The 27,000-nt window shown below is 39.4% G+C and carries 22 protein-coding genes, 1 pseudogene and 2 CRISPR repeat arrays; of the genes and pseudogenes, 1 reads left to right on the top strand and 22 read right to left on the bottom strand.

What is annotated here, in order from left to right:
- The 7 genes from H8S37_RS14205 to H8S37_RS14175 form a co-directional block, all read right to left on the bottom strand.
- Positions 1-660: a hypothetical protein gene (locus H8S37_RS14205; RefSeq protein WP_186876714.1), complete on the bottom strand. Its 660-nt coding sequence runs from the start codon at positions 658-660 to the stop codon at positions 1-3.
- 162 nt (positions 661-822) lie between these two features.
- Entirely contained in the window at positions 823-1,098 is a 276-nt protein-coding gene (locus tag H8S37_RS14200) for a hypothetical protein (RefSeq protein WP_186876713.1), read from the bottom strand.
- A 66-nt stretch (positions 1,099-1,164) separates the two neighbouring features.
- Positions 1,165-2,037, bottom strand: coding sequence for an N-acetylmuramoyl-L-alanine amidase (locus tag H8S37_RS14195; protein WP_186876712.1), 873 nt, complete (start codon positions 2,035-2,037; stop codon positions 1,165-1,167).
- 45 nt (positions 2,038-2,082) lie between these two features.
- Positions 2,083-2,934, bottom strand: coding sequence for a YARHG domain-containing protein (locus tag H8S37_RS14190; protein WP_186876711.1), 852 nt, complete (start codon positions 2,932-2,934; stop codon positions 2,083-2,085).
- Positions 2,931-4,910: a DNA helicase RecQ gene (gene recQ, locus H8S37_RS14185; protein WP_243207203.1), complete on the bottom strand. Its 1,980-nt coding sequence runs from the start codon at positions 4,908-4,910 to the stop codon at positions 2,931-2,933. The genes H8S37_RS14190 and recQ overlap by 4 nt, the downstream gene beginning before the upstream one ends.
- Positions 4,911-4,922: 12 nt before the next feature.
- On the bottom strand, positions 4,923-5,615 hold the full coding sequence (locus H8S37_RS14180) for a YkgJ family cysteine cluster protein (RefSeq protein ID WP_186876710.1): 693 nt from the start codon (positions 5,613-5,615) through the stop codon (positions 4,923-4,925).
- Positions 5,616-5,683: 68 nt separating this feature from the next.
- Positions 5,684-8,866 carry a UvrD-helicase domain-containing protein gene (locus H8S37_RS14175; RefSeq protein ID WP_186876709.1) on the bottom strand — a complete coding sequence of 1,061 codons (3,183 nt, stop codon included), beginning with the start codon at positions 8,864-8,866 and terminating at the stop codon, positions 5,684-5,686.
- Between the two features lie 439 nt (positions 8,867-9,305).
- Between H8S37_RS14175 and H8S37_RS14170 the strand changes: the two genes are divergently transcribed.
- Entirely contained in the window at positions 9,306-10,403 is a 1,098-nt protein-coding gene (locus H8S37_RS14170; RefSeq protein WP_186876708.1) for a glycerol dehydrogenase, read from the top strand.
- 341 nt (positions 10,404-10,744) lie between these two features.
- Here H8S37_RS14170 and H8S37_RS14165 read toward each other — a convergent pair whose 3' ends face one another.
- From H8S37_RS14165 to H8S37_RS14095, 15 genes and pseudogenes are all read right to left on the bottom strand, one after another.
- Complete coding sequence (locus tag H8S37_RS14165) at positions 10,745-11,176, bottom strand: DUF2383 domain-containing protein (RefSeq protein ID WP_186876707.1); 432 nt, start codon at positions 11,174-11,176, stop codon at positions 10,745-10,747.
- A 140-nt stretch (positions 11,177-11,316) separates the two neighbouring features.
- Positions 11,317-11,814 (bottom strand): TspO/MBR family protein, encoded by a 498-nt coding sequence (locus H8S37_RS14160; RefSeq protein WP_186876706.1) that lies wholly within the window; start codon positions 11,812-11,814, stop codon positions 11,317-11,319.
- An 80-nt stretch (positions 11,815-11,894) separates the two neighbouring features.
- Positions 11,895-12,530 (bottom strand): endonuclease III domain-containing protein, encoded by a 636-nt coding sequence (locus tag H8S37_RS14155; RefSeq protein ID WP_186876705.1) that lies wholly within the window; start codon positions 12,528-12,530, stop codon positions 11,895-11,897.
- A 662-nt stretch (positions 12,531-13,192) separates the two neighbouring features.
- Positions 13,193-13,681, bottom strand: a pseudogene (locus H8S37_RS17660) (O-acetyl-ADP-ribose deacetylase); the annotation flags it as partial.
- Positions 13,666-14,598 (bottom strand): ketopantoate reductase family protein, encoded by a 933-nt coding sequence (locus H8S37_RS14145; protein WP_186876703.1) that lies wholly within the window; start codon positions 14,596-14,598, stop codon positions 13,666-13,668. The pseudogene H8S37_RS17660 and the gene H8S37_RS14145, both read right to left, overlap by 16 nt.
- Positions 14,595-15,056 carry a YaiI/YqxD family protein gene (locus tag H8S37_RS14140; protein ID WP_186876702.1) on the bottom strand — a complete coding sequence of 154 codons (462 nt, stop codon included), beginning with the start codon at positions 15,054-15,056 and terminating at the stop codon, positions 14,595-14,597. Before H8S37_RS14140 ends, H8S37_RS14145 begins: the two co-directional genes overlap by 4 nt.
- A 415-nt stretch (positions 15,057-15,471) precedes the next feature.
- Positions 15,472-15,961: direct repeats of the CRISPR family, unit length 30 nt; unit sequence ATTTACATTCCACTTTTGCGACTCTTAAAC.
- A 192-nt stretch (positions 15,962-16,153) separates the two neighbouring features.
- On the bottom strand, positions 16,154-16,432 hold the full coding sequence (gene cas2, locus H8S37_RS14135; RefSeq protein WP_186876701.1) for a CRISPR-associated endonuclease Cas2: 279 nt from the start codon (positions 16,430-16,432) through the stop codon (positions 16,154-16,156).
- A gap of 3 nt (positions 16,433-16,435) precedes the next feature.
- A complete protein-coding gene (cas1b, locus tag H8S37_RS14130) occupies positions 16,436-17,428 on the bottom strand; it encodes a type I-B CRISPR-associated endonuclease Cas1b (protein ID WP_186876700.1) in 993 nt (330 codons plus the stop codon).
- A 9-nt stretch (positions 17,429-17,437) separates the two neighbouring features.
- The gene (gene cas4 / locus H8S37_RS14125) at positions 17,438-17,932 is read right to left on the bottom strand and encodes a CRISPR-associated protein Cas4 (RefSeq protein ID WP_186876699.1); all 495 of its coding nucleotides are present in this window, start codon (positions 17,930-17,932) and stop codon (positions 17,438-17,440) included.
- Between the two features lie 9 nt (positions 17,933-17,941).
- A complete protein-coding gene (gene cas3, locus H8S37_RS14120; RefSeq protein ID WP_186876698.1) occupies positions 17,942-20,341 on the bottom strand; it encodes a CRISPR-associated helicase Cas3' in 2,400 nt (799 codons plus the stop codon).
- 41 nt (positions 20,342-20,382) lie between these two features.
- A CRISPR array of direct repeats spans positions 20,383-21,267; the repeat unit is 30 nt; unit sequence CTTTACATTCCACTTTGTCGCTATTTCTAC.
- A 212-nt stretch (positions 21,268-21,479) separates the two neighbouring features.
- Positions 21,480-22,205, bottom strand: a complete 726-nt coding sequence (cas5, locus tag H8S37_RS14115; RefSeq protein ID WP_186876697.1) for a CRISPR-associated protein Cas5 — start codon at positions 22,203-22,205, stop codon at positions 21,480-21,482.
- Complete coding sequence (gene cas7i, locus H8S37_RS14110; protein WP_330605013.1) at positions 22,189-23,070, bottom strand: type I-B CRISPR-associated protein Cas7/Cst2/DevR; 882 nt, start codon at positions 23,068-23,070, stop codon at positions 22,189-22,191. Before cas7i ends, cas5 begins: the two co-directional genes overlap by 17 nt.
- On the bottom strand, positions 23,070-24,752 hold the full coding sequence (locus H8S37_RS14105; RefSeq protein ID WP_243207202.1) for a Cas8a1 family CRISPR/Cas system-associated protein: 1,683 nt from the start codon (positions 24,750-24,752) through the stop codon (positions 23,070-23,072). The genes cas7i and H8S37_RS14105 overlap by 1 nt, the downstream gene beginning before the upstream one ends.
- 16 nt (positions 24,753-24,768) lie before the next feature.
- The gene (gene cas6, locus H8S37_RS14100) at positions 24,769-25,491 is read right to left on the bottom strand and encodes a CRISPR-associated endoribonuclease Cas6 (protein ID WP_186876696.1); all 723 of its coding nucleotides are present in this window, start codon (positions 25,489-25,491) and stop codon (positions 24,769-24,771) included.
- A gap of 478 nt (positions 25,492-25,969) precedes the next feature.
- The gene (locus H8S37_RS14095) at positions 25,970-26,968 is read right to left on the bottom strand and encodes a helix-turn-helix transcriptional regulator (protein WP_186876695.1); all 999 of its coding nucleotides are present in this window, start codon (positions 26,966-26,968) and stop codon (positions 25,970-25,972) included.
- Positions 26,969-27,000 lie beyond the last annotated feature (32 nt).

Here is a 27,000-nt window from a genome sequence, read left to right as displayed (position 1 = left end):
TTACAGCAAAATTTTTAACTCTGCAATCTTCATCTGCTCTTCTGCAATATCGTCTAGGACTTCGCCCACCATATTCACCAATTCTCTAATTTCCTTTTCTCCCTTTTCCTTTAGTTTCTCCAGCTTCCTCTTTTCCTTATTTATTTTTGTTTCAAACACCTCTCTTGCTTCTAGATAACCCTGTTGTTCTGCCTTCTGGAGCTTACGCTTCTTTTGTTCATAAATCAACGCCAATATACATGCAGCACCTATCATGGAACCCGTTATTAAAGTGCCGGAAGAAACGAATCCCCGTACCTGCGAAACAGGAATATCATATTTATGTGCTACTGCTTTTGTATTCTCCTCTACTTGATTTTCAAGTCTGCGTACTTCCTCTTCCAGCAGCTCCAGCTTTTCCATTAACGCCTCTAACTGAATATCATGTGTATCTTTCTGGAATTCGATTAATTCTTTTACTTGTTTATACTCCTCTTTAACAGAACAAAACGCTTTTTCATATTCTTCCGCCGCCCGTGTATACCCGTTCTTCCTCCCTTCGGTTTCGACATCCGTAAACAGCATATCCAGAGTCTCTATAAGCCCCGGGCCCTCATTCTTTCTCCCTACAGGGTAGAAGCCTGTACTGCGAAATCCCATTTTCCCGTCCATTAATCCCATACCGCTTATACCTCCATTCAAAATTTTCCTGTCTGATTTTCCATGTGCTTTGCCTGTAAATTCACAGACAGTCTCCTGACTTTCATCAACGTATATTTTCATTGTGTCATAAAAAAGAAACGCTCTGACATCTCAGAACGCTTCTTTGTAAAAGTACCGATACTATTTGTTTTTATAGCTCTTTTTCTTGTCTTCCGGTTCTGTTATATATACCGCCTTATTTTTTTCTTTTAATCTTTCCTGCGGCAAATGTCCTGCATCTTTGAGGGCTCTGAAAAAGTTCCACTTCCATAACGCTCTCTTTGCTGCTGCGCGGGGTTTTCTTATCGCTTCTTCCATAGAGTGGTCTGCCGAATATATCTGAAATTCTGCTACCACCCAGCAGAGCAGAAGCGCCGTCACCGCCAACAAAATGACACCCATATACATATCCGACATAATCGTCACTCCTTTCATTTATCTATACTATAATTGTAGAACTTTTAATTATCAAAGTCAATATTTTCAGATATTATTCACAAATTCATCAACTCCATCTGCAATTCCTCGAATAACCTGTCCTTGATACTCTGGTTGTGACAGCCTCACATCTTCATCAGGATTTGTCATATAGCCTACTTCCACAATCGTAACCGGTATTTGGCTCCAGTTGTTTCCACTCATTGTATCTGTCTCCCACACCCCCTGGCTGATGCACCCTGTCGTATTCACCATGCTGTTTAACACACAGTCTGACAAATAACGGGAGGACTGGTATAACTCCGGTACATATGGATTCTCCGGTGTTGTGCAGATAGTCATGGCCCCCTGTACGGATGTATCCTCCGAACCATTGGCATGTATACGCACACATGCCGCAGCGCCTGCATTGTTCATTATCTCTGCCCTCTCTACACAGCTTCTGGGTTCTTCATTATTTTCACGAGTCATCACGATTGTATATCCTCTGTTTTCCAGCTCTGTCTTTAACTGCTGCGATAAGGTAAGCGTCAGCTCATATTCCGGCGTTCCTGTACTGTTCCCGCTGGTTCCATAGGTGTCTCCGGATTTGTATTCCTGTGCGCCGGGGCCGACTGGCTCCTGCTTATCCTCTACAACACTGGAATGCCCGGGATCAATGACAATCGTAACCCCTTTATTTTTTGCTGTCTCTGCTTCTTTGGCCTCACGCCTTGCCTGCTCTTCTTTCTCTTTTTCCTCCTGCTCTGCCTTTCTGCGCGCTTCCTCCTGCGCCTCTTTCTCTTTCTGTTCTTCCTTCTGCTGCTCTTCTGACTTTTCCTCCCGTCCTGCCTTATGGCAGCCTGCAAGCAGAAAAGAAAAGCACAAAACAGCACACAAAACTGTACACCATTTCTTCCACCGCCGCGTTAAATTCATCTTTTACTACTTCCTCCCCTTTTCCTTTCTTCTGAAACTATTGTACTACTGATCCAACTGATAGCCATTTGCAGATCTGGAATACTCTTCACTTTTCAGAAGTTCTACATTTTTCTTCTCAATTTCGCTTAACGAATTCGCATAATTCGCATCAAAGTCTTCTGGACTGATCGTCCCGTGATACCAGCTCTTACTGTTAAAATATTCTTGTAATTCTGGAGAACTGAATTTCCTTCCATAACGGGCGAAAATCTCATTTTTCGCATAGTTTAATTCCTGAAGTGTGAGATCGGAAATATCTGACTGCGTCAAAAGCTTCGTAGAGCTGTCCGGCAGAATATAGTCTGCTTCCAGACGCTCCTGCGTATCTTTATCTTTGTTGTCGTCTTTGTCTTCCTTTTCTTTCTCTTTTTTCTCTTCTTCCTTCTTTTGCTCCTCTTCCTTCTCTTTCTCTTCTTTAGCAGCTTTTTCTTCTTCCTCTTTCTTCTCCTGCTCTTTCTTTTCTTCCGCTTCTCTTTCCTCTTTTTCCTTTCGTTCTTCTTCCGCCGCCTTCTCCTGCTTCATATGTACATAGTAGACGCCTCCGCTTACACCTGCGGCAACAACCAGAACTACGATAATACAGATAACAGCGATCAGAGGGCCTCTTGATTTCTTCTGTTTCCCTCTGTCCTGCCCTCTCTCTTCGAGCATATCCTCCATTTCATCCTCTATCTCTGCAAGATCTCGGCCGCACTCTGCGCAAAACCTGTCATCTCCTTCATTCCATGCTCCGCAGAAGGGGCAGAAGCTTCCTTTTTTCTCTTTCTTCTGGTCTGGTTCTGGAATCTTCGTACCACAATTTTCGCAGAATAACGAGCCTTCCACTATCTTATTTCCACAATTTGGACACTTCATCTTTCCGTTCCTCCCGTCTCCCTTTCTTCTTCACGCAGCTCCTCCGGTGTCGGAAAAGGACCTGCCGTATCTTCTATTATCATACCATACTCAGATGTATTGCTAAAATCTTTTTTCATTTCCCAAGCCTTCTGGATACATTCTATAAAATCAGCCCCATACTGCTCATACTTACGCTCTCCAATCCCTCCTATTTCCAGCATTTCTTCTTTTGTACGCGGAAGCCTTAAGCACATTTCGCGCAGCGTCTTATCAGAAGCCACCATATACGGAGGAATCGAACGTTCTTTTGCCAGACGCATCCGAAGCCTTCTAAGCTGTTCAAACATTTCCTTTTCTGCCGGTGCAAGAGCGCTGTCCCCAGCCTTTCGTCTGAGCGCCGCAGGAGTGTTCTCCTTCTGTGTCTTCTTTTTACGGGCAATAAAAAATGTCTGACGCTCTGTCAAAAACTTCTCCGCTAAAGCAGTCCATTTCAAAACTGCATACCTGTCCTCTGTCAATGACAGAACCTCTTCCTCGACAAGCGCATAAATTACTTCTTTTAACAGCTCCTGCGTCTGTGTACTCTGGCATGCATAGTATTTGTTCTCTTTTTGCCTGTTTGCACGCAGCTTCACAGTGTCTGCCCCTGCAAGTATTCCCACAATCATATTGATTCCGTATCTCTGCCCCGCTTCTTTTACACATCCCAAAATATCCGCCGCAATCGGATATACGTCTGTATCCTCATATTCTTCTGAACAATTAGAGCAGGCTTTGCATTTCTCCGCCGTCCGCTCTCCAAAATAATTCAGAATATATTTTCTAAGGCATTTTTTGGTCGTACAATACTGGGTCATTTTCCGCAGCCGCTGCCTGTCCTGTATCCGGATATTCTGCAACTCCTCCTCTGTGAAATCTCCCATATTCTCTTTTGTATCCAGCAAGAACTGATTTACCCTGACATCCTGTGGAGAATAATAGAGAATACATTCTGCACTCTCTCCGTCACGTCCCGCCCTTCCTGCTTCCTGATAATAATTCTCCATACTTTGAGGCATATTATAATGCAGGACAAAACGGACATTTGACTTGTCAATCCCCATTCCAAAAGCGTTCGTAGCAATCATGATCTTCTTTCTGTCATAGATAAAATCCTCCTGATTCTCTTGTCGCGCTCCCGGACTCATACCCGCATGATACCTTCCCGCTGAAAATCCTTTTCCTGAAAGCAGCAGGTAAAGTTCATCCACATTCTTGCGCGTAGCACAGTAGATAATACCACTTTCCCCGTCATGCTCTTTTAAATAACTTTGTATCTTGTCCTTTTTGTTTTTTGCTGCATATACTGCAAAATATAAATTCTTTCTGTCAAATCCTGTCGAAATTACATATGGATGAGAAAGCTCTAAAATATCCAGAATGTCTTCCTTAACCCGCTGGGTCGCCGTCGCTGTAAAAGCACTGACTACCGGACGCGCCGGAAGCTGTCTGATAAAGGAAAGTATCTTTAAATAGCTAGGTCTGAAATCCTGTCCCCACTGGGAAATACAGTGCGCCTCGTCCACCGTTACCATAGAAATTTCCGTATGGCATGCAAAATCTAAAAATCGTGCTGTCTCAAGTCGTTCTGGAGCTACATATATAATTTTATATTTTCCCTGCGCCGCATATAAAAGCGCCTTTGTAATCTGCCCCTCCGTAAGGGAGCTGTTGATATAGGCAGCATGGATTCCCGCTTCGTTCAACGCTTTTACCTGATCTGTCATAAGAGAAATCAAAGGGGAAATCACAAGAGTAATTCCCCTCATTTTTAACGCCGGAATCTGATAGCAAATCGACTTTCCGGCCCCTGTAGGCATTACTGCCAGTATATCCCTCCCGTTTAGAATTTCGCGGATAATTTCTTCCTGCCCTTCCCTGAACGCAGTATATCCAAAATATGTTTTCAATATCTGCAACACGTCTGTACTTCTGTCTTCCATTTCTTCAATCATGCTTTCCTCACTCTATACGCGCAGTCCCAGCTTTCGTCCCGTTTCTTCCAGTCTTTTATAAAATTCCCGGTAAAAGCGCTCCTCTTTTGAACTGCTTTCCTCCCCTGTCTGTTCGTAAGGCGTTTGATAAAACGTCTTTAGAATATACAGTGTCAAAATTCTTATATTTTCTTCTTCCAGTGTTTCCACAGCTTTCTCACAAGCCAGACAGAAACGGTGCCAGCGAAAAATATATGCCTCATACGCTCTTAAATTCTCTATTTCCATCCACTTTTTTACTTTTATTTTTCCCCGCGTCTCTTTCCTGCACTCATGGATTTGGAGAAAATAATGAAAGCCGTTCTCCTCATAATAACGCCCCAGTGGAAACAGTCTGCATATACCCGGTCTGAATCTATGAATCGTACACCTTCCCTGCTCATTTAAATAGGCACACTGTTCCTTCTCCCCTGTCATTTTCAGATTTGGCAAAACCAGCCCGTCCACCACATTCAACTCTATCCCTGTTTTAAGCAACTCTTCAAACCCGATATGTAACCCCTGCGTCATTCTGTGAATATCCAGCGGATCCAATACTACGGAAGTCCCCATCCCGCAGCAGCAGGCAAAGCAGCCCTCACAGCCATGGCAGTCCGCCTTTACCATATCATTTGCGCTGTATAACCTTCCATCTGATATTTCCGACAGATCTACCCGTCTTTTCATACGTGCTCCTCACTTTTCCTCTTTATTTCTCAAAGCAATTTCGGACGCCAAAGATACTTTCAGCCCGTTTATGAAAACAAGCTTAGCTGTTCATAGCCGCCTTCTCTTTTACGCTTATCTGCCTCCTCTTTTTCAAGAAGCCCTTCTGCGAGTCCGCTTAAAAATTCTGATTCTTCGCCCGCATAAGTCAGAATCAGTTCTTCCTTCGCCCGCGTCATGCCTACATAAAAGAGCCGGCGTTCCTCTTCTATATCTGCGGGATACTTCTCGTTTTCCAGCGGGATTCTCCCCTTTGCGGCGCCACAGATAAAAACAGCCGGAAATTCTAACCCCTTCGCGCCATGCAGAGTCATAAGCGTTACAGCGCCGGCGCTGTATTCCCTGTCCCCGCATCTCCTTAAATCGCTTTCCACTCCAAAATCTAATGCCTGCAAAAATGCATCCATTGTCTCATAAAATACTGCTGTCTTTGCAAGCTTCCTCATAGACTTATTCTCTGTAAGTCCCATTTCTTCCATCCACAGTTGTACAAATTCTTTCGGTTTTTTCTCTATATAAAACGGCGCAAATTTCTGCGAGGTAGCCCGCAGAATTTCCTCTGATACCTCTGTATCTTCCAGCTTCCACAGACGCGCAAGGCTCTGCCGCCTCGCAGATTCATTTTCACTGTCCCTTAAGTATTTAAAAAACTGGATGCTCCCCTGTACACTTTCCTCCTCCAGAAAACTCTCTCTTCCTGCCACGATATAGGGAATCCCTTCCTTTTTCAGGCAAGTCTCCAGAATGTCCGCCTGCCTGTGTGTCCGGTAAAGAACCGCAATCTCGTCAAACCCTCTTATCTTTCTGTCCTGCATTTGTTCGGAATGGGTCTGCGCCTCCAGCATGCCGAGTCCTCCTGTCAGGCGGCCTATCTCCTTCGCCACAAAAATTGCCTCCGCCATATCCGACTGTGCATGTATCTGCCTTACAGGAACATTTGACTTACAGTTCGCATGCAGCTTCCTTTTTCCACCCGAATTTTGGGAAACCACTTCTAGAGCCGCAGACAGGATCTCCGGTGACGAACGATAATTTTCTTCCAGCTCTGCCACGTACAGGTGTGCCGTTTCTTTGGCCAGCCTCCGAAAGCAGTCTGAATCTGCACCGCGGAAGCCGTAAATAGATTGATCTGCGTCTCCGATTACAAACAGTTCCCTGCCTGCTTCTCTCCACAACTGCATCAATTCCATCTGCCGCGGATTCAAGTCTTGAAATTCATCAATCAACAGATAAGAAAATCGTTTCTCCCATCCTGGCAGTGTCTCTTTCTTTTTTATTTTATCTGCTGTCTTTACAAGCAAATCGTCAAAATCCAAGAGCTTTTGCGCTTTCAGCCTCCTTTGATACTCTCCGTATACTTCCCGCCATGCCTCTTCTTTGGCCACACTTTGTACGACGCCTGATTTTTCTCTGGAAACAGACTCCAGAAATTCTTTGACAGACATTTTATATGTATGTTCCTCCAGAATTTCTCTGGCAATCGTTTTTGCTTCCTCCCTGTCAATCAGCGTAAATTCCTCTCCCTGTTCTTTTAAAAAGGTCATGCATACCGCATGGAAGGTTCCAACCTGTAAATTTGAGGTTTTCTTTCCCTTCCCCAGTTGGGCTTGCACCCGTTCATATAACTGGTCTGCTGCCAGATTTGTAAATGTCACAGCCGTAATTTCCGATGGTTTCACTTTCCGGTTTCTTAAAAGATACACAATCCTGGAAACCAGTGTTTTTGTCTTTCCTGTACCTGGCCCCGCAATCACAGCAACATCCCCTGCCGCCTCTGCTGCCTCCTTTTGCTTTGGATTTAAATCCAGCACGTCGTTTAGGCCAGACCTTTTTACTCTTTCCGATTCAAAAGCCGCAGCAGACTTTAAGCCAGAAGCTTCCCCAGCCTTTTTTACTGCTTTTGTATCCGGCTTCTGTACTTTCTCTGTTTCCATCTCCAGCATGTCAAAGAAGCTCATCTGTCCGTCCGTTTCTTCAAGCTCCCGCGCATCAAATAACTGGATCGTTCCGTACTCTCCGTCAAAGCCTGGAATCCTCTCTACTTCTCCTTTCCGCAGCCTTATAATCCCCTCCGAGATCAGCCTGCCGGAGACACTTCTTATATCTTCCGCCGGTATTGTCCGGAGAATTTCAAATTCTGGCCCGAGACGCCGCAGCATATTCTGATATTCCCTCTGCACCTTTGTACTGGACGCAGAATGTCCCACTGACGCTGCTATTACTTCCGGAAGCGGTACTAAACTCTCAAACAGCTTTGCATTGTCCCTTATGTAGCCCTCCATGCGATCTGCAAGCTGTTCTACTCTATGGGAAACTCCTATCGTAATCTTCCTGCCGCATACCGGACAGATTCCACTGTATTTCTCTGTCTCTAAAGGAGTAAGGCACAGATTGCATTTTCTGTGTCCATCCATATGATATTTTCCTTCCTCTGGAAAGAATTCAATTGTCCCGTACAGTCCTTTTCCATTTTGAATCCCTTCATATAAGCCTTCATAGGACAGTTCTATATCCAAAAGGTTCGCCTCTCTTCCCAGCTTCGCCGGAGAATGTGCGTCAGAATTTGAAATAAGCTGATAACGATCCAATGCAGAAACTCTCCAATTCATAGGAGGATCCGAAGACAGTCCTGTCTCCATCGCATGAATATGATCGGAAAGATCTTCAAAACATTCCTCCACTGTGTCAAATCCTGAAAACGCCCCGAACAAAGAAAAATGCGGAGTCCAAATATGTGCCGGTACATACATGGCATCCGGACAGAGCTCTAGAATAATTTCCAGCAAATCCCTGCAATCTACTCCTAGAATCGGTCTGCCGTCTGAATGAATGTTCCCGATTTCCTCTAGTTTTTCTGAGATCTTTTCCGCCGCCTCCAGGCTGGGAAGCAGAATCAGACTGTGTACCTTACGTACCCTCCCATTCTTTTTATAAATCGAACTGATTTCTCCGGTGACTACGAACCGCGGTGCAAAGGTGTCTGCTGCTGTATCATCCAAAATCCGATATTCTTCTTTTAATACATACAGTCCACCCTCCGCCGGTTTAAGCTTCTCTTTTAGTTCCTCCCGCCATGCCGGATGGGTAAAATCCCCGCTTCCTACAATATGAATTCCTTTTTTTCTCGCCCACAAATCCAGATGCTCCGGCGTACAGTCCTTGCTGGTAGCGCGTGAGTACCGGGAGTGGATATGTAAATCAGCAATATACATCTTATTCCCTTCTCTCTTGTACTGATAAAATGCTTCTCTTATTATAAACTATTTTTCTTCTTTCTGTACAGCAAAAACCATCGCAAACACATACGCAGACATACAATAAGCCTTTCTTTGTCTATTTTTTGTATCAGTTCAGCCATACAGTGTGCGGGAAGCATAAAACATGCTTGCATGTTTTTGCGAGCGTACATCTATCTGTATGAATTGAGCGCCCGTCAATGAGTAAAACGGTGGCGGCAGCCACGATAAGCACGCAGTGCGGTTTTACGAATGGCGCGGGCTGAACTGTTTCTTTTTTGTTTTCTCTTCTCCACATTGCTTGACAGTAGGAAAAAGGAGGATTAAAATGAGAATATTGTTAGAAAAATGACAATATAAGCAATGTAGGTAAAATCATCAAAATTCTTATTTTGTCAATTAAGGAGGTCTTTTTATGGCAAATATTTTAATCAGCCCAAGCAAATATGTGCAGGGTGCAGGAGAATTAAAAAAGTTAGGGGAATATGCCGAAAAGTATGGAAAAAAAGCGCTGATTCTGATTACCGCTTCCGGATATAAGCGATGCGGCAGTATAGTAGAAGCTGGATTTAAGAATAGTCAGGCACAAATTGTATTTGACTACTTTAACGGCGAATGCAGCAAAAATGAAATCAACCGTCTGACAGCCATTGTAGAAAAAGAAGGCTACGATATGGTAATCGGCATTGGCGGAGGGAAGATACTCGACACTGCCAAAGCGGTAGCATATTATAAATCCGTTCCCGTTCTTATCTGTCCAACCATCGCGTCCACAGATGCTCCATGCAGCGCTCTTTCTGTTATTTATACAGACGAGGGCGTGTTTGAGGAATATCTTTTCCTTCCCGCTAACCCTAATATGGTGCTCATGGACACAGACATCATTGCAAAATCCCCTGTCCGCTTAACGGTATCCGGTATGGGAGACGCACTGGCGACTTATTTTGAAGCAAGAGCCTGCAAAGCAAGCGGCGCAACCACATGTGCAGGCGGCAATGTTACCTCCGCCGCTATCGCATTGGCCAAACTGTGTTTTGATACGCTGATGGAAGAAGGTGTGAAAGCAAAGCTTGCCCTGGAAGCAGGCGCTTTGACACCGGCAGTTGAAAAAGTAATTGAGGCAAACACACTGTTAAGCGGTATCGGTTTTGAAAGCGGCGGCTTAGCCGGAGCGCATGCCATCCACAACGGCTTTACTGTACTGGAAGAATGTCATCATATGTATCATGGAGAAAAAGTTGCATTCGGTACAATCACACAGCTTGTACTTGAAAATATCCCCGCTGAAGAATTGGAAGACATTATTGACTGGTGTATTGAACTAGGACTTCCTGTCACATTAAAAGAACTGGGAATCACAGAAATATCTGATGAAAAGCTTAGAAAAGTAGCAGAAGCAGCCTGTGCACCAACCGACACTCTGCATAATATGCCGTTTACTGTAACGCCAGAAACTGTATTTGCGGCAATCAAAGCTGCCGATGCCTACGGAAGATATTTTTTAGGTGAGTAGTCTTTTCTTTATACCGAAAGAAATACGTTAGGTCATAAAATGTAACAGTTCAGCCCGCGCCATTCGTAAAACTGCACTACGTGCTTATCGTGGCTGCCGCCACTGTTTTACTCATTGACAGGCGCTTAAGCTCATACAGATGTACACTCGCAAAAACATGCAAGCATGTTTTATGCTTCTCGCACACTGTATGGCTGAACTGTTACCATAAAATATCAGGAAGCCGCCGTACATAAGTCTGTGTACGGCAGCTTCCGAGGGGATGAAAACAATGCGATATTTGACTTTGTAACCGTACATAAGTCTGTGTACGGCAGCTTCCTGATATAATGCTCCTATACTTATAAAAATTTTTTCATTTCTCCCATGAACTCCTCTTCTGTACGTACCAGCTTCTTTGCCAAAGACATACTCTCATTGGAAGCGTCCTTGCACTGGTGCATAGTCTCTGTAATCGACTGGATTCCCATATTGCATCCATTCATCATAATTTTTGCTGCTTGCTTATTGTCATCCTTTGCCATCATCTTCATCTCTGTTGTCAGCCAGGAAAATGTCGAAGCAAATACACCTGGTTCTTTTTCCTCCTGCCCTTCCTGCGCTAAAAGCCTGGAAGATTCTGACTCCAATTTCTTGTGTCTGGTATTATAATCCTGAATCACACCCTTAAGCTTGTCGTCTGTAACGTACTGTCCGACCTGATCCATACTTTCAATCGCCATTTTACATCCCGAATTACATTCTTCCAGCAGCTTTTTTGTATTTTCCTGCATACAAATACCTCTTCTTTCCACGTTGTATGAAAAATACCCCGTTTTTCTCTTACTATGTACACTTTTCATAGCTTTTATACCTTGTCAGATAAAGCCCGAAATCTTGAATATATATTCTAAAGACATGCAGATGTTTACATTCAAAAGTAAGTATACACAGCAATGGAAAGATTTAGATACACAGCGAATGTAACCCATATAAAATATGGAACCAGTAGTTTACCTGCTATATGCCTGATTTTATAAAAATTTTCTGCTGTTAAAAATACCAGATACCACAGCAGCAGTATCCATACTGCTGCCGCCAAATACAGATTCAGGTTAAAAAATAAAACCGGCCAGACTGCATTTACTGCTAACTGCACTAAGTACAGTTTTAAAACGCTCCTCTTATCTGCCGGTTCTCTTTCTTCTTTCTTTTGTTCTTCGTTTGGCACAGCAGTGTAAACCAGATATGCGGCCACTGCCATCAAAACATATAAAATACTCCATACAACTGGGAAAACCCAACCCGGCGGAGACAATGGCGGATGATACATTTCCTCGTATTTCTGCATACTGCCCGATGTCAAAAAACCTGCCAGTCCTCCAGTTCCCAGGGTAAGAAACAGGCTCAAAAGCAAAGCCTTCCATTTCATTTTTTCAATCCGTCCCTTATCTGTTTTATTTATTCTATTTTCCTATTTCTCTAAATAGAACAAAACAGACATACCTGCGATTATATTCTTTCTTTGGCACAAATATCTGCCAGACAGCATTTACTGCAATACGGTTTCGTCCGCGCTGTGCAGACTTCTCTGCCATGATAGACAAGCCGATGGCAAAAATCACTGCCCTCTTTAGGCGGTATAATCTTCCAAAGCTCCATCTCTACTTTTTTAGGTTCCTTGATTCCATCTACCAGCCCTATCCGGTTTACAAGTCGGATGCAATGTGTATCTGTGACAATCGCCGGTTCGCCAAACACATCTCCCATAATCAAGTTAGCGCTTTTTCTACCCACACCCGGCAATTTTAAAAGGGCATCAAAATCCCGCGGAACCTTTCCGTCATATTTTTCCTTTAGTATTTTCATACATGCACTGATGTCCCGCGCCTTACTCTTTCCAAGCCCGCAGGGACGTACAATCCGCTCTATGTCTTCTGCCTCCGCTGCTGCAAGTGCTTCTACCGTCGGGTACTTTGCGTATAAATCCTGCACAACAACATTGACCCTTGCATCCGTACACTGTGCCGCCAGACGTACGCTCACAAGAAGTTTCCATGCATCATTATAATCCAGCGTACATCCGGCATCCGGATATTCTTTCTTCAGACGTTCGATTACTTCCAACGCTAATTTTTTCTTTGTCATTTGTATTCCGCCTTTCTTCTTTTGTTCTATACATCTGCGACAAAGCTGCCTTTTATATCAAACCGTTTCAAGTCTACATTTCCGTCCAAAAGCAGGCACTTCAAAATTTTCTGCTCCATTACTACATGACTGGGAATTATTCTATACCCCTTCCTTCCAGTCCTTTCCTGTCCATTTCCTTTCTTTGTGTGCCCTTCCTCATTCGGCAAAGCTCCTTCAATATAAAATAGAAGCTCCCTTCTGTTTCCCACCATTTTCTTTCGTATTTCTTTTATATCAAACTGTCCGTCTTCTCCCGCACAGGCTGTCACCTTCATATAGCTGATGTCTTTTGCCTTCAGGCTCCAGCAGTCATTCTTTACAAATGGATATGCCTCCGCCATTGGAACTGGATTTCTTTCATTCTCCTTTTCCATCTCTGCATAAATCTTTTCACAAATTCTGTCAGACAGCCCTTCTCTGCCTTTTAAATGTACGTACTGGCGGAAGGTTGTCTCTGCCTGTAAAAGATGCAAAATGCGTTCGTGCTCCTGTTCTGTTTCCTTTGCAATCCGCATCATACCCAGCCGCAGTTCTTCATTCTCAAACGCTCTTTTCATAGGAAGATCCTGATACTCTATATAAACAATTTCATTCTTCTCCTTGCAGTCATATTTTTTCCGGTAAACCGCGTCCGCCCCCTCATATACCGCCTTTGTCCGTTCATCAAAACAAACCATCTGCACTTCCAATTCTGGAAATTTATAAATTGTATTTACTGCTATTTTTGCCGCCTCTTCAAGCGGATACGCATAAATTCCTGTACTGATAGATGGAAAAGCTATATCTCTTATCCCGTTCTTCATCGCTGTCTTGAGACAATTCTCATAACAGGAGCGAAGCAGTGCTGCTTCTCCGTCATTTCCGCCTCTCCATATAGGTCCTGGTGTGTGAATGATATACTTAGCCGGGAGCCGGTATCCCTTTGTCAGCTTCGCTTCTCCAGTACGACATCCATGTAATTTCTGACATTCTTCTAATAGCTGCGGCCCTGCTGCCCGATGAATAGCACCGTCCACACCTCCGCCTCCCAAAAGTGAACAGTTCGCTGCATTGACGATCGCAGTTGTTTTTATTTTCGTAATGTCCCCCATCACTACTCGAAATGGCATGTCGAATACTCCTTTTCAATTTCCTTTACTCTCTCGTACAAATATCTGTTCGCCGGCACTTGAATCTTATGCCTATCCGCCAGCTCTATCACGTTTCCTGCGAACATATCTACCTCACTTAACTTCTTATTAATGCGATCCTGCGCCATAGACGGCATGCCGTCCGGATCCAGTGTCTTTAACAAATTTACATAAAAATTCAGATCTTCCTCCGTCACTTCCACGCCTTCTAACTCTGCAACTGCCCTTACCTCGCGCATAGCCGCAATCATCATCCTGTTTGCCTCGCCAGGTTCTAATGCCTGCGCGTAGCTTGCCTGATATACCATGCAGACCTGATTCACACCTACATTCAGCATGAACTTTCCCCACATCCGTTTCAGAATATGTTCATCTTCCGCGTAAGGAACGCCCGCCCTGCTGAAATATTCTTCCACCCTCTTAAGCCGCTTTTTCTGCTCATCCTCTTGATTCTTAATGCCAAGTACAAGCTCCCCTTTCTGTGTATACCGAAGTTTACTGCCGAATTTCATCGCATCCATCCCTTGTGCAACTGTATACAGCACCCTTTCATCGCCATATCGCTTGGCAATGATTTTCTCGCTTGTAACTCCGTTCATAACAGATAAAATGGTCGTATGTTCTCCTACAGAATTCTTCATACAGTCCAATGCCGCTTTAAGCGCCGGATATTTCACAGCAAGAATGACCAAATCTACTGGCTTCGCCTCTTCCACAGGTATCAGCGTATAGTCCTGTTCTATTCCATTTACTGTAAATGTCTCATTTTTATATTTCTCTACACGCGCTTTGTCCATCACAAACTCAACCGCTTCTCTGCCCAGGCCCTCTATAATCTGACTTGCATAAAGCATACCAAGAGCGCCCATGCCTATAATTGCCGTCTTCTGTATCATATCTCTTTCCTTTCCCGCAAGCACTTTTCGATTAGTTCCCGAAAAGCTCTTTCAAATCTTTTATCGTCCTCTTCTGTCCGCCTGGACTGCCCCTTTAAATGATATTTACTGCTGGAGCGTCTCGCTTTTTTTGACAAATGCCGTTCTAGTAGCAGATGGTCTATATTTTCTTCTGTATACCATCTACCGGACTGATGGATTGCATATGCACCTTTCCCCAGTGCCATTGCTGCCACACCGTAGTCCTGCGTTACTACAATATCTCCCCTTTTGCACAGGTTAATCAACGCAAAATCAACTGCATCTGTACCGGCGCCAATACATTTTACGGTACTGTATTCAGAACGTAAAATATGGTTCGTATCACACAGCAGCGTGACTGGAAGATTGTATTCCTTCGCTACCTTTTCTACAATTTTGATTACCGGACATGCATCCGCATCTACAAAAATCTCCATTGTCCTCTCCTAAATTTTATACTCTAAAAGCCACCTTATTTATCCCCTTCAGAATGGCAGACTCTATCTGACAAGGCATACCCTAAAGGGCATACCGTAATACATTCTCTTTGGGAGGGCAGGCTTCGCCTGACAAGGTATAATTTCTGCTAAAATAAACTGTACGATAATAGTCTGCTTATTACTGTAGCATAAATAACCTGGGGATACAATTTATAACAGAAAGAAATTAGAAAAATGCCTTCATCAATAAGAACATTTTTCCGAACTATTCACTGTAAAAGTGGAGTTTAAATTACATAAATGCAGAAATACCATATTTCTGTGATGTTGTTGTGCCTTAAAAATTCACCTTGTGCACTATTAGGACTATTAATATAAAAAATAAAAACGGAGAACCTTACTGAAATTTGTACTTTACAAACCACTTTTGGGGCTCTTAAATTTTAATACAATGTCGGTCAGCTATTTAGAAGAAAATCTTTACATTCCACTTTTGCGACTCTTAAACTATATCCTTTGATACCCGTTCTTCGCTATAAGTTTCCTTTACATTCCACTTTTGCGACTCTTAAACTGTAATCGGATATGAAAGGGACTTTGAAGGAATAAGATTTACATTCCACTTTTGCGACTCTTAAACGGATGAGTCAACAAAATTTCTCTAAACGTTTGAAAGTATTTACATTCCACTTTTGCGACTCTTAAACTGATATGAAAATTTGAATAAAAGACTTGTTACCGCATTTACATTCCACTTTTGCGACTCTTAAACCAAAGGAATTAAAAAGACTTGGATCGCTGAACAACATTTACATTCCACTTTTGCGACTCTTAAACGCAGTTAAAGGGTATGTTAGATTTAATGCTTAGAAATTTACATTCCACTTTTGCGACTCTTAAACCCGTACAAAAAATATCTACATTTTATTCACGTTTATTATATCCTTTTTGTCGACCTCTACTCAATAACTACTTTTTGATTTTCCCAAGCTAACCTTTTTTAGTATTTTGCTTTATTTTATCGCATTGTCGACCTACTGCAAATTTGACACTATCAGACATCGACAATTCTAATTTTAGTAATTACAAAGCTCTTATAAAAAGAACCCCGTTTTGTCCTCAACTTTTCCCCAAAATTCTTTATCCAGCCATTTTTCATTTCGACTTTTAAATATAATAACTGAATCAAGATTTTTATCTATGAATTGTCTTAGTTCCTGCTGAAGTTTTACTAACTGTGCTTTTGAAATTTCTCCCTCAAACACTGAATTTTGTATATGAGACAAATATTTTTTACAAATCTTAAATACACGTGACCAACGCTTCTGTCCTTTTTCTTCTTGACTTATATCATATACTAATACTACATACATATTCTACCACCATATTTTGAATCCATCATAACTCTTTTCTCCAAGCAAATGTTTGATTAACTTATAACATTCCAGCCTTATTAAATATTGATAAGAAACTTGCCGTCCAAGCTCTTTATGCATAATTGTTTTCTTTAAACGATTTTCAAATTCTGAAACAATTAATTTTGACGCCTCTTTTTTTAGATGTAAAAAATTTAATTCTTTTGTAAAACTATTTTCTGTTATCTGTTTTCTATTCAACAATGAGAAAATCAGCCTATCTCCTATTAACGGTTTAAAAACTTCGGAAATATCTAGGCTCAATGAATATCTTCTATAGCCTGGCTCATGTAAATAGCTAATAGTTGGATTCAGCTGTGTATGATAAATTTCGCTCAAAACCTTTGCATAAATCAATGAATTTACAAAAGATATTAAAGAATTAATCATATTATCCGGTGGATGCATAACACGTTTCTCAAAATGTATTTCTTGATCTACAATTATGTTCCATGCTGCATAATACTTCTTTCGAATATTTCCTTCAATGCCCATTAAAGACTCTATACTTTCTGCTTTTAGAATGTCTTTTTTTAATGTTTCAATTTCCTGTAAATATTCTTTCACCTCTTTACCTCTACCATTGTAATATCGTAGATTTCTGTAAATATTATCTGTAGCAGCTTCAATAAATTTCTTCGCGATTTCTATTCTTTTTTTATATTCTGTATAATATTCTACTTGTCTAATCAATAATTGACCTGCCTGAAAACATTCCCTTGGATAAAAACTTCCCGTATAAAAATTATAATAGTTAAAAAAATGGATAGGAATTTGATATTGAGAAATATATGATAAAAAAGTAGTGTTAAAAGACATTTCTGACATTACATATATATCAGATATTCTTTCAATAGGTATATCTCTCTTTTCACCATCATAGGAAATAAATCGCAGTGTATTATCTTTTCGCTTTAAATCCCCATTATTATAAATATAAAAACTTTGTTTCATAATCAACTCCTAAATAAAACACAAATCATGATATGCACAATTGTTACAAATTTTTAATTCAGAAAATACCGGTACTTCCTCTTTCTGGATTATCTGTGTAATTTCATCAATAATTCCTTCTATTTTTTCTACGTCCTCATCTGATAATTCCACGAAAATTGATTTTTTTAATAAAGGATAATCAATTTTACCTTTTATTTCTCCCACACCTCTCTGTTTTAAATAATATAAATAATATTTCACCTGCCATACTGACGCTTCTTCTATCGCTCTGCTTTTTTTAACCTCGTGCAGTTCTCTCTGTTCTTTTATAAAATCAATATTTATAACATTATCAATATTAATATGCTTGTCTTCACGTGCATAACTCCCTTCATCTAATATCTTTCCGAGCAAAACATTTTCATTGTCTGATTCCATATTTATATCATGGCAAAAATACCAAAGCTTTCTTTTACATACAAAATAATAATAAATCATTACGCCTGTAACTCTTATTCCCATCCTTACTCCTTATACTATGAAATCATCATTTTCCAGTTGATTTAATAATAATCCACGCCCTATATTGTTTTCCTCATTGAATTCATAAATCATTCTCGCCCGGTGAATGTCACTTCCTTTTTTCCTCCCATTTTGACCTAGTGTAACAATATCTACACCTTCTGGAAGCCTGTTATTGCTATAATAATTTAAATTTAATGTTAAAGAATTTAACTTAGAAGTAAATACAGCTTTTATTGTTTTTCCAACATGTGGTTTTTGTAACAATTCTAACCCTTTTTCAAATATATCTTGATTTTTATAATAAATAGAATCTGGCACAATCGTAATACTGCGTATATTTCTGAACGCTTTATCAACTTCTCTTTTACTATACTCCACAGGTGGAATTTCATCAAAATGTTCTAAGTATCTTTCAATTTCTTGATAATACTTGCTGTCTTTAATTTCTTCCGTACAATAAACTTTATTAATATACTCTATTTTTAATATTTCTGAAAAATCTATATTTTCATATTTTTTCAATATTTGCAAAGAACGATCATATATGAATGAATTATAAACTGATTTATCTCCTACTCCATTTTTATTTGCCAATACGATAATATTAGGATTTTTCGGATAGTATCTTCCTTTTCTATTACACCGCCCCATTCTCTGAAGAAGACTGTCCGCAGTGCTCATTTCTGTATATAATATATCAAAATCAATGTCTAAACTCGCTTCTACTATCTGCGTCGTAATCCAAATGCCAGTCTTATGCTCATCTTGTGAGAATTCCATTATCATCTTTTCCAATTTGTCACGATGACAACGAATATATCTAGAATGAAGTAAATGAACATTCTCTACTTTTTCAGATATTTCATTATAAATTTCCTGGGCTTTTATTACAGTATTACAAATCACCAAAACCTTCTGTTTTTCCCCGTATTTTATTAGTTCATCAATATCTATATCCGATTCTCTGATTTGTACTTTATGTCGAATGTCTTGAGACTCCTGGGCAAAATTCTGATATTTATATTCAATCTCATTATGTAACCCATAACGTTCCATAAAATATTGTAAAACAGGTGGAAATGTCGCTGTTATAATAGCAAAGTGCCCTCCAAGTTCGCAAATTGTTTTTAATCCATAAATAATTGTCGCAATTACTCTTGGCTCATATGACTGTATTTCATCAAGTACAATTTTGGAATATTTCAATGTTGCTGGAAATATTTCCGTCCCAAGCGCTTTGTACACAAATTTGAATAACTGATCTACTGTACAAATTGTAAGAGGCGCCGATAACAATTTCGCTCTTTCGTATCTTTCATATGGTCCGGCTTCTGTGTGTGTATATTCTTGTATATATTTCATCATACTGTCTGAATGAAGTAATGATACTGGTTCATATGAATATGTCTCTTTAATCCTGCTGTAAATTGCATTTGAGGATACTTTAAGCGGAAGCGTATAAAATCCTTTTTCACCATCTAACCATAATAATGCTGCCTCTGTTTTTCCTGACCCTGTCGGCGCAATAATTACAAGATTATTCTGCTTATGTTCTTTCATATACTTTTGGGCAGGACGCAGTCCTTTATTTTCTAATTTTATTTCAATATTCTTCTTTAACTGTTTTTCTTCTAAATCTGGATAAAGCTCTGCATCTTCATATCCTGCGCTGACTGTATAATCGAATTTATTTAATAGTCCTTTAATTAATAGGTACTGATTCCATTTTTCTAAATCTTTTACTCTATTAAATGTGTACACATTGTTTCTAAATAATAATTGATTCCTATTTTCACAATGTATTTTCCAGTTGTCTACTCCAAGATACTCTTTTGCTTGTTCTGTATAGAACTCCTTACAATAATTATAGATTGTCAAATCATCATATTCATCCATTCTGTCATGATGGTAATTTATTGCCGTAATAAACGCTCCAAAATCGTTTAATTCAAACAACTCCGAAAGGCTCAAAAACTCCCCCTTTGAAATAGAAACTGCGCTTAAAAATCCATGTGGGATCTGCCTGCTTTTTCTGCCTTTCTCTATCATCCCTTTCTCTATTATTTCTGGATTTACTAGTGCTTGAAATAATAAATTAACTTTCCCTCTATCATGTATTCTGCAGGCTTCAATTACTAATCTTTTTTCTTTCTCCGTAAAATATATATCAAATTGTTTAAAAAACGTTTCTGCACATTTAACTATATCATTCTCATGTTCAACTAGTGTTTTTTGATACTCTGGTTTTCCTTCCAAAATTTCAGTCATCTCTTTCTCTATTGCCTCTTTTTCCTTAGTGTCCAAGTTCATATCCAATTCTTCTAAAATGTTAGATATATCTTGTTCTAACTGTTTCTTCTCTTTACCTATCAACATCTTATTTTTAGATTTCGCATAAACTTCCATACCTCTTCTCCTTAATCAGATAAATTTTCTTTTAATACGTTTAGTTCAGTCCACTTTGTCGCTATTTCTACGTCATGGCTAGCATAGTTGCCTACTATGTATGCAAATTTACATTCCACTTTGTCGCTATTTCTACTTGATTTATATCAACTTTTATGTTACTGTTTGTCTACTTTACATTCCACTTTGTCGCTATTTCTACCTCATTTTCAAAGAACTCTCTCTGCGAACGGTACGACTTTACATTCCACTTTGTCGCTATTTCTACGATAGCCGGAGTAGATTCCGGAGGCTTCCGTTCGTCCTTTACATTCCACTTTGTCGCTATTTCTACTGTCCTCCCTGAAAGTAACGCCGAGCATAATCCTACTTTACATTCCACTTTGTCGCTATTTCTACTTGCAGAAGAACTCGTTAAAAGATGTATCAAGTTACTTTACATTCCACTTTGTCGCTATTTCTACATGTGAAGATTATCATCTTCCTCAATCCGTTACAGAACTTTACATTCCACTTTGTCGCTATTTCTACGAGATATGATAGTTTCTATAAAATGGCAGAAGCTCTCTTTACATTCCACTTTGTCGCTATTTCTACTCAAAAAGTCCGGCAGATTCTGAAAAATTAACGTTTCTTTACATTCCACTTTGTCGCTATTTCTACTTTCTTTTGCAGGTAGCCAGCTTCCGCGTTGAAAGCCTTTACATTCCACTTTGTCGCTATTTCTACCCATGAGCTCCGACGGGGTGAGGCCGGTGTTTTCGTCTTTACATTCCACTTTGTCGCTATTTCTACTTTCTCCATCTGCTCCCTCGATAGGAAGTATTTTTCCTTTACATTCCACTTTGTCGCTATTTCTACTTTTGGTGTTTTAAACAGGTTAGGCGAAAGAAAAACTTTACATTCCACTTTGTCGCTATTTCTACCCGTCCCCAAATCCGCCTCTTTCTTCTGCCTTTTTTATACCTCTTTTTGTCAACCTCTTTACTTACTACAAAGTTCCTATTCCTAATTTCTTTTAATTTTGCTTATCTCCTTTGTCTTTGCAGTATTGTCGACCTCCCCACCTTTTTACATTACTACACATCGACAGAACATTTTCTTCGGTGTACAATAACATCACTTTACATATTTTCCTCTATGCAAATATTATTGCGGCATCTTCTTCTATATCATCTACATAAGATTCATTCAATACGTTTCCCATAGGATAATAATAAGCACGTACTCTCCCATTTTCTTTTTTCCATCTTCTCAAGCCTTCTTTTGTAATCTCAAATTCCTTTGTCAAATTATAAACCGTAGTATGTCTTTCTCCGATCAAATTTTCACCCCAGGAAGTTTTCATGTCCACAGGAATATACATGTTTCTTCTGGCTATTGTTCCCTCTTCCATATGGACATTGACAATATCCACTTTTTCAATGTCCAAAATATCTTCATATCTGCCTAGCGAAAGATATTTCTTAGGATATTTCAGAGATTGAGCTACTGTCTCAAAGTCTGCCTCCTCTGGGACAACATGAATAATCATCTGATTTTCGCAAACTAATTCTACATTTGCGATTCCTTTAAAAATCCCGTATTTTTCTTCATCTTCTATGCATATCTGGTGTCGCCCTTCTTCATACTTTACACCCGCAGAAAAAGAATATCTGGTATAGAGTTCAGAAATCGTTCCTTTATTTATCCCCTGGATACTTAATTTCATGGGATGAAATGTCGTATATCCACATGCCGCATGTATCATCCCTAATACTGTTGAATATGGAGGAAGGGGAAAGGTTTCTTTAATAATGAAACTACTTGGCTTCCGGTAATTCGCAAGATTTTGAAAACACTGTATTCTAATTGCCTTCTCCATAATATGTATCCACTTCCTCTTTTAAATGATTAAATACTGCTCCTACTGTCTCCGCGTTTAGCTTATTTTTTATTTCCGTATCATTCTCAAAAATACCGGTAGTAACACCTGTATAAGTATAGTCTCCAATTTCTTTATTTTCGTTTATTAACTCTGCTAGTATATCTACATTAATCGCATTTTTATCTATTTTAATTCTATTTTCAAAAAATGGATTTTTTCTGTTATATCGTCCCCCAATAATAAACAATGGACTTAAATTTTCACGTCTACCTCTAATGTCTCTATATAAATAATGAAGAACCTCCAGCAACTGTTTTACTCTTTCTGCTTTTTCTTCTCTTGAAATTTCTATCGTGTTGTCAATCCCCACTCTTTCTAAATCAATAGAAATTGTATAAGTATAATAGGAACGATGAATTTCGCTTTGTGCGATTCCATTCTCTAAATCCTGTCTTTTTGCAAGCCCCATGTTGGTCAAAAACTCCAAATCACTTTTATAAGGCTCTAAAGCGATTGCATTGCTCAGCCGGGCAACTGCGCTCCTTGTAGCTGCTCCGCCTTTATTATCATTATCTTTCGCCGTTGTCTTCATATAGCCAAATAAGTCTATTTCTGGATATTCCTCAATCGTCGCTGAAGGCGCAAATTGTACTACCCCGCTTTTTCCGTCCACAGGGGTCTTATCCCAGTTTAACTGCTGTATCATATTGTAACGTAATGCCTGTCTGGAAATATAAGAATATTGCTCATAATTCCCTCTTGTCATTTTCTTCAATGTTGAAATATTTCCGACACCTTCCCCATAATTTGCGCTCTCTGCTAAAAACACCATTGTCACTGTCATTCCGTTTCTTTCCATCATTATTTTTCCTCCTTATTATCCGGGTGGCTTCCCTGTAATCCCAATACAAATGCATAGCCATATTCCAAAAATTTTTCTTTATCCTGTTCCCGCGTCCCCAGCATATATACAAAACCATCCGGCATCAGCCTATGGCTGGAATTATACATTCTTATCACGATATCTATAAACCTTTTTTCATCTCTTACGGAAAGCGCATTTAATAACTGATATATCGTTCCCCGCAGGCAGTTGTCCTTATCCGTCCCCTTTGCGCTCATAATATCTGTGCGCAAATTATAGCCATTATTTCTCATACTGATACTGTTTCCCATATAAGTAATCTCCTCCGTTTCTTTGCCCTGCTTCACCCTGTTTGTCCATATCTGAATCATATAAACACAGTAAGCCGTTGCCAATCCATTCTCCGTATCTAATAGTGCCCGCATCAATTTATTCAGCAGTGCATATTGATTTCTATACTGAAGAATATTTAAAACAACTGTTTCATGTACATTTAAAAAATCATTTCCTATTTTTATATAGGGATATTTTCCCAGACATGCCAAACCTTTCTGTACCGTATTATTTTTTAATATCTTCAGCGTTTCCATCTGTATAATGCTGAACATATATTTATCTTCTGCCCTTACTCCACGCAGAATGATCTGTATGTTAAACAGTTCTCCTGTCTTTTCAAACAACACTGTATTTAATATCCTCGCAAACCAGACGGTATATCTTTCTCCTTCCTCTTTTTCCGCCTGTATATTTGCTTTTCTCTTTTTACTGTTAGCTTTTATTAAAGACGAAACACTATCATTTATATTGATAAAAACAAATTTATTGGCAAATAACTGAAAACCAAGCGGAGATAAGGCATATACGAATGCACAAAGCGGACACAGCCATGCGTCTACTTTACAATTCCAGAATGCAGAGCGTTTCCTTGTCAAATCGTCTGCCATGTCTTTCATAAACGCAATCGAAACTTTTTCTTTCGCGTCCATCAGCATGCCGCAGTCAATGCATAGTTCTTTCGCCTTCAAATGTTCCGACATAATATAGTTTCTTAAAGGATTGGAAAATTCTTTTTCAAACAATTCTCTCATATCCTTTTTTGCATTTGAACGCAGCAAGAAACATTTCCCGTCCCAAAACCGGTTTATATATGTATATATGGCGCTTTTCATAATAAACGTTTCTCTGCACAACGGCTGTTCCAGAAAGTACTTCAAGGCTTCCAGACGTTCTTTTAACTGCTCTTTCGTTTCTTTATCACTGAGTTTCTTTTTCTTTAAATCCCTGTATACCTCCGGAGTTTCCACGTCCATTTCTATATTGGAAAAGCCCGCCTGATAGCTGTTTGAAAGTAATTTGTCATTTATATATTTCAAAGCTTCTTTTTCTTCTTTTCCGGTTTTCCAATTCCCCGTTTCGATTTTTTCTAAAATACTATCTATCGTATCTAATACTCTCTGAAATGTCGAGGATGACCCAAAATTTTTTACGAATGCCCGGAAAGCCAGATCCGTCCAGTCTGCATGTTCCGCGAACTGTCTATCCAGCCACAGATTCTGTTCATCCTCTGATATTCCATAATCTTTATTTTCTTCTGCTTCAGATAGATCTAACATATACTTCATGCCGACAATCCCTGCATTTTTTAAAAAATCTCCGGTCGTTATCTCAATTTTCCCCAAATACCTTCCCTCCTTTCTACCAGATTACCTCAAATTTCCCATGCCCTTCCGACCGTCTGGATCCCATACCTGACTGATAAAGCAGATTCAAAAGCTGCGGGCTCCCCGTAAGTTTATATATACCGATATTTGCATCCGTCTTTCTCCCGAAAATATCCGTAACGATCTTTTTTCCTTTTATGGGAACTATGGAAAATCCTTCTGTTGACAGAGGAATCTCTAATTTTTCAAGAAATATCTCTACATTTTTCTTCAGCGTTTTACAGAAATCCGGATGATTATAGATGTAATACACGTCCGAATTGTCCTGCGCCTCATGTTTTCTCACCACCAGAGAACTCTGTATCTTCACAATAATCTCCGAGTCTGTAATTTCTTCTTTTTTCTCCGCATAAACCTTCTGTAATTCCATAGAATTTCGATTCATCGAATACTTTTTAAACCTCATCAACTTAAACGCATTGATAAACTGTATCAACTGCCCGATATCACTGTCAGAAAAATAGAGTGAAAAATTATTCCCTTTTAACACAATTTTGTCAGCCAAAAATTTCGCGCCTGGAAGGTACAAGCTATAAGTAAACGTCTTAAGTACAGCTTTTCTTTCTCCATATAATTGTTCATACAATTCTGTAGAAAAATTCTGCAAAGATGCTTTTAAAAAACTTACAATCAGCTTGTCTAAGTCCCTAGGCAGTTCCGGCTTTTCAGTTTTAAAATCTAACCTGACCTGAACCATTTTGTTTCCTCCTTATATCGTAAATAGCCGCCTTTTTTAAATGTATTTATTTTCGTCCCTCCTTTTATTTTCTTTTTTAAAGACTAACTACTCATTTCTATCATTATCAGAACGGTATTTAACAAAGTTAAAATTAATCCAGTAAAATTTATGACATCCTTAAAATCAAAAATATTTTTATCATTCATTTTCCTTCTCCTATATGTGTGAAAATTTGGTTTAGAAAGCTGCAATTAAACTATCGGATCCTTTATTCATAAAATATCATAGGATAACACGTATGTCAATATAATAATTACAATTAATTCTACTGGATAAAAATTTTCGTATGGTTACATTTACTATATACATAAAAATATAATTTTTGTTTACATATCTTCTCTATATATTTATAATATGGATTATAGTCTCATTTTGGAATGTAAAGGTAGAATTAATAGTAATAATTTATTTTAATAGCCCCATTTTGGATTGTCTTTTATTTTTTATTTTCTTCATACTTTTTCATCACATTCTCGACATGTTGCTTAAAACCATCTGCCACCGTCTGCGGTGACACAATGACTGCACCAGCTCCTAATGCCATAATCCATCCATAAAACTGCTGGCTGACACTCACATCGGCGCTTACTGTAAAATGAGCTTCGTCCACCGGGTGCATAATTACCTCTTTTCCAAACCGATCTATCATTGCTCCTGCCAGAATATTTTCACACAAAATGGTAACCTTCTGTTCCTCACCGCCAAACATGCCGAATACTTTCTTTGCATAACATGCCATATCAAACTTGGCAAACTCATTTTTTCCTTCCCTTTCCAAGTTAGTCAGGGTAATATCCATCATTTTATCCACCCTATAATGCTTGATCATCCCTGCTTTTTTATCATACCCGATCATATAATAATTCTCATTATCCCAGGAGAGCGCCCACGGGCTTATTTTATACAACATTCCATTTTTTCGTGGCTGCATGGTTTTTATCGGCGTCCACTCATAATAATAAAATTCAATTCTATAATTCTGCGAAATTGCCATGTGAATTTTATCTACGTTATAATATATACTTTCATTCATTGTCTTAATACGATTGCTGACAAATACTTGTCTCTGTAAATATTTTGCTTCATGGACGCTGGTGAGAGTCTCGATTTTTCGGATCAATTCATTCGATTTTTTTCTCGTAATAAATTTAGAGGACTGTACTGCATCTACCAGCAGCTTCAGCTCCGGCAATTCAAACTCTCTGTTCGCGATATAAAATCCTGCCGGCCTCGTTCTTTTATTTTCTATGTCAATTCCGAATTCCTTTAATATTTTTATATCGTCATAAATACTCTTTCGTTCTGCCTCTATTCCATATTCCTGTAAATGTCTGGAAATTTCCTCCCTGGATAACGGGTGCTGTTCGTCCGAATATTTCAATAAAATTTTCATAACATATAAAATTCTTGTTTTCTGACTATATGTACCGGACATCGATTTTCCCCCTAAACGTATATAAATTCTCT

The sequence above is a fragment of the Mediterraneibacter hominis genome, assembly GCF_014287475.1.
Lineage (GTDB): Bacteria > Bacillota > Clostridia > Lachnospirales > Lachnospiraceae > Mediterraneibacter > Mediterraneibacter hominis.
The sequence above is the reverse complement of the archived record's forward strand: the minus strand, read 5'-3'. Positions and strand labels throughout refer to the sequence as shown.

Bases quoted from the DNA above. Each gene is read 5' to 3' on its own strand.
- H8S37_RS14205 (WP_186876714.1), bottom strand. From the start codon at position 660: ATGGGATTAATGGACGGGAAAATGGGATTTCGCAGTACAGGCTTCTAC.
- H8S37_RS14200 (WP_186876713.1), bottom strand. From the start codon at position 1,098: ATGTCGGATATGTATATGGGTGTCATTTTGTTGGCGGTGACGGCGCTT.
- H8S37_RS14195 (WP_186876712.1), bottom strand. From the start codon at position 2,037: ATGAATTTAACGCGGCGGTGGAAGAAATGGTGTACAGTTTTGTGTGCT.
- H8S37_RS14190 (WP_186876711.1), bottom strand. From the start codon at position 2,934: ATGAAGTGTCCAAATTGTGGAAATAAGATAGTGGAAGGCTCGTTATTC.
- recQ (WP_243207203.1), bottom strand. From the start codon at position 4,910: ATGATTGAAGAAATGGAAGACAGAAGTACAGACGTGTTGCAGATATTG.
- H8S37_RS14180 (WP_186876710.1), bottom strand. From the start codon at position 5,615: ATGAAAAGACGGGTAGATCTGTCGGAAATATCAGATGGAAGGTTATAC.
- H8S37_RS14175 (WP_186876709.1), bottom strand. From the start codon at position 8,866: ATGTATATTGCTGATTTACATATCCACTCCCGGTACTCACGCGCTACC.
- H8S37_RS14170 (WP_186876708.1), top strand. From the start codon at position 9,306: ATGGCAAATATTTTAATCAGCCCAAGCAAATATGTGCAGGGTGCAGGA.
- H8S37_RS14165 (WP_186876707.1), bottom strand. From the start codon at position 11,176: ATGCAGGAAAATACAAAAAAGCTGCTGGAAGAATGTAATTCGGGATGT.
- H8S37_RS14160 (WP_186876706.1), bottom strand. From the start codon at position 11,814: ATGAAATGGAAGGCTTTGCTTTTGAGCCTGTTTCTTACCCTGGGAACT.
- H8S37_RS14155 (WP_186876705.1), bottom strand. From the start codon at position 12,530: ATGACAAAGAAAAAATTAGCGTTGGAAGTAATCGAACGTCTGAAGAAA.
- H8S37_RS14145 (WP_186876703.1), bottom strand. From the start codon at position 14,598: ATGATACAGAAGACGGCAATTATAGGCATGGGCGCTCTTGGTATGCTT.
- H8S37_RS14140 (WP_186876702.1), bottom strand. From the start codon at position 15,056: ATGGAGATTTTTGTAGATGCGGATGCATGTCCGGTAATCAAAATTGTA.
- cas2 (WP_186876701.1), bottom strand. From the start codon at position 16,432: ATGTATGTAGTATTAGTATATGATATAAGTCAAGAAGAAAAAGGACAG.
- cas1b (WP_186876700.1), bottom strand. From the start codon at position 17,428: ATGAAACAAAGTTTTTATATTTATAATAATGGGGATTTAAAGCGAAAA.
- cas4 (WP_186876699.1), bottom strand. From the start codon at position 17,932: ATGGGAATAAGAGTTACAGGCGTAATGATTTATTATTATTTTGTATGT.
- cas3 (WP_186876698.1), bottom strand. From the start codon at position 20,341: ATGGAAGTTTATGCGAAATCTAAAAATAAGATGTTGATAGGTAAAGAG.
- cas5 (WP_186876697.1), bottom strand. From the start codon at position 22,205: ATGGAGAAGGCAATTAGAATACAGTGTTTTCAAAATCTTGCGAATTAC.
- cas7i (WP_330605013.1), bottom strand. From the start codon at position 23,070: ATGATGGAAAGAAACGGAATGACAGTGACAATGGTGTTTTTAGCAGAG.
- cas6 (WP_186876696.1), bottom strand. From the start codon at position 25,491: ATGGTTCAGGTCAGGTTAGATTTTAAAACTGAAAAGCCGGAACTGCCT.
- H8S37_RS14095 (WP_186876695.1), bottom strand. From the start codon at position 26,968: ATGTCCGGTACATATAGTCAGAAAACAAGAATTTTATATGTTATGAAA.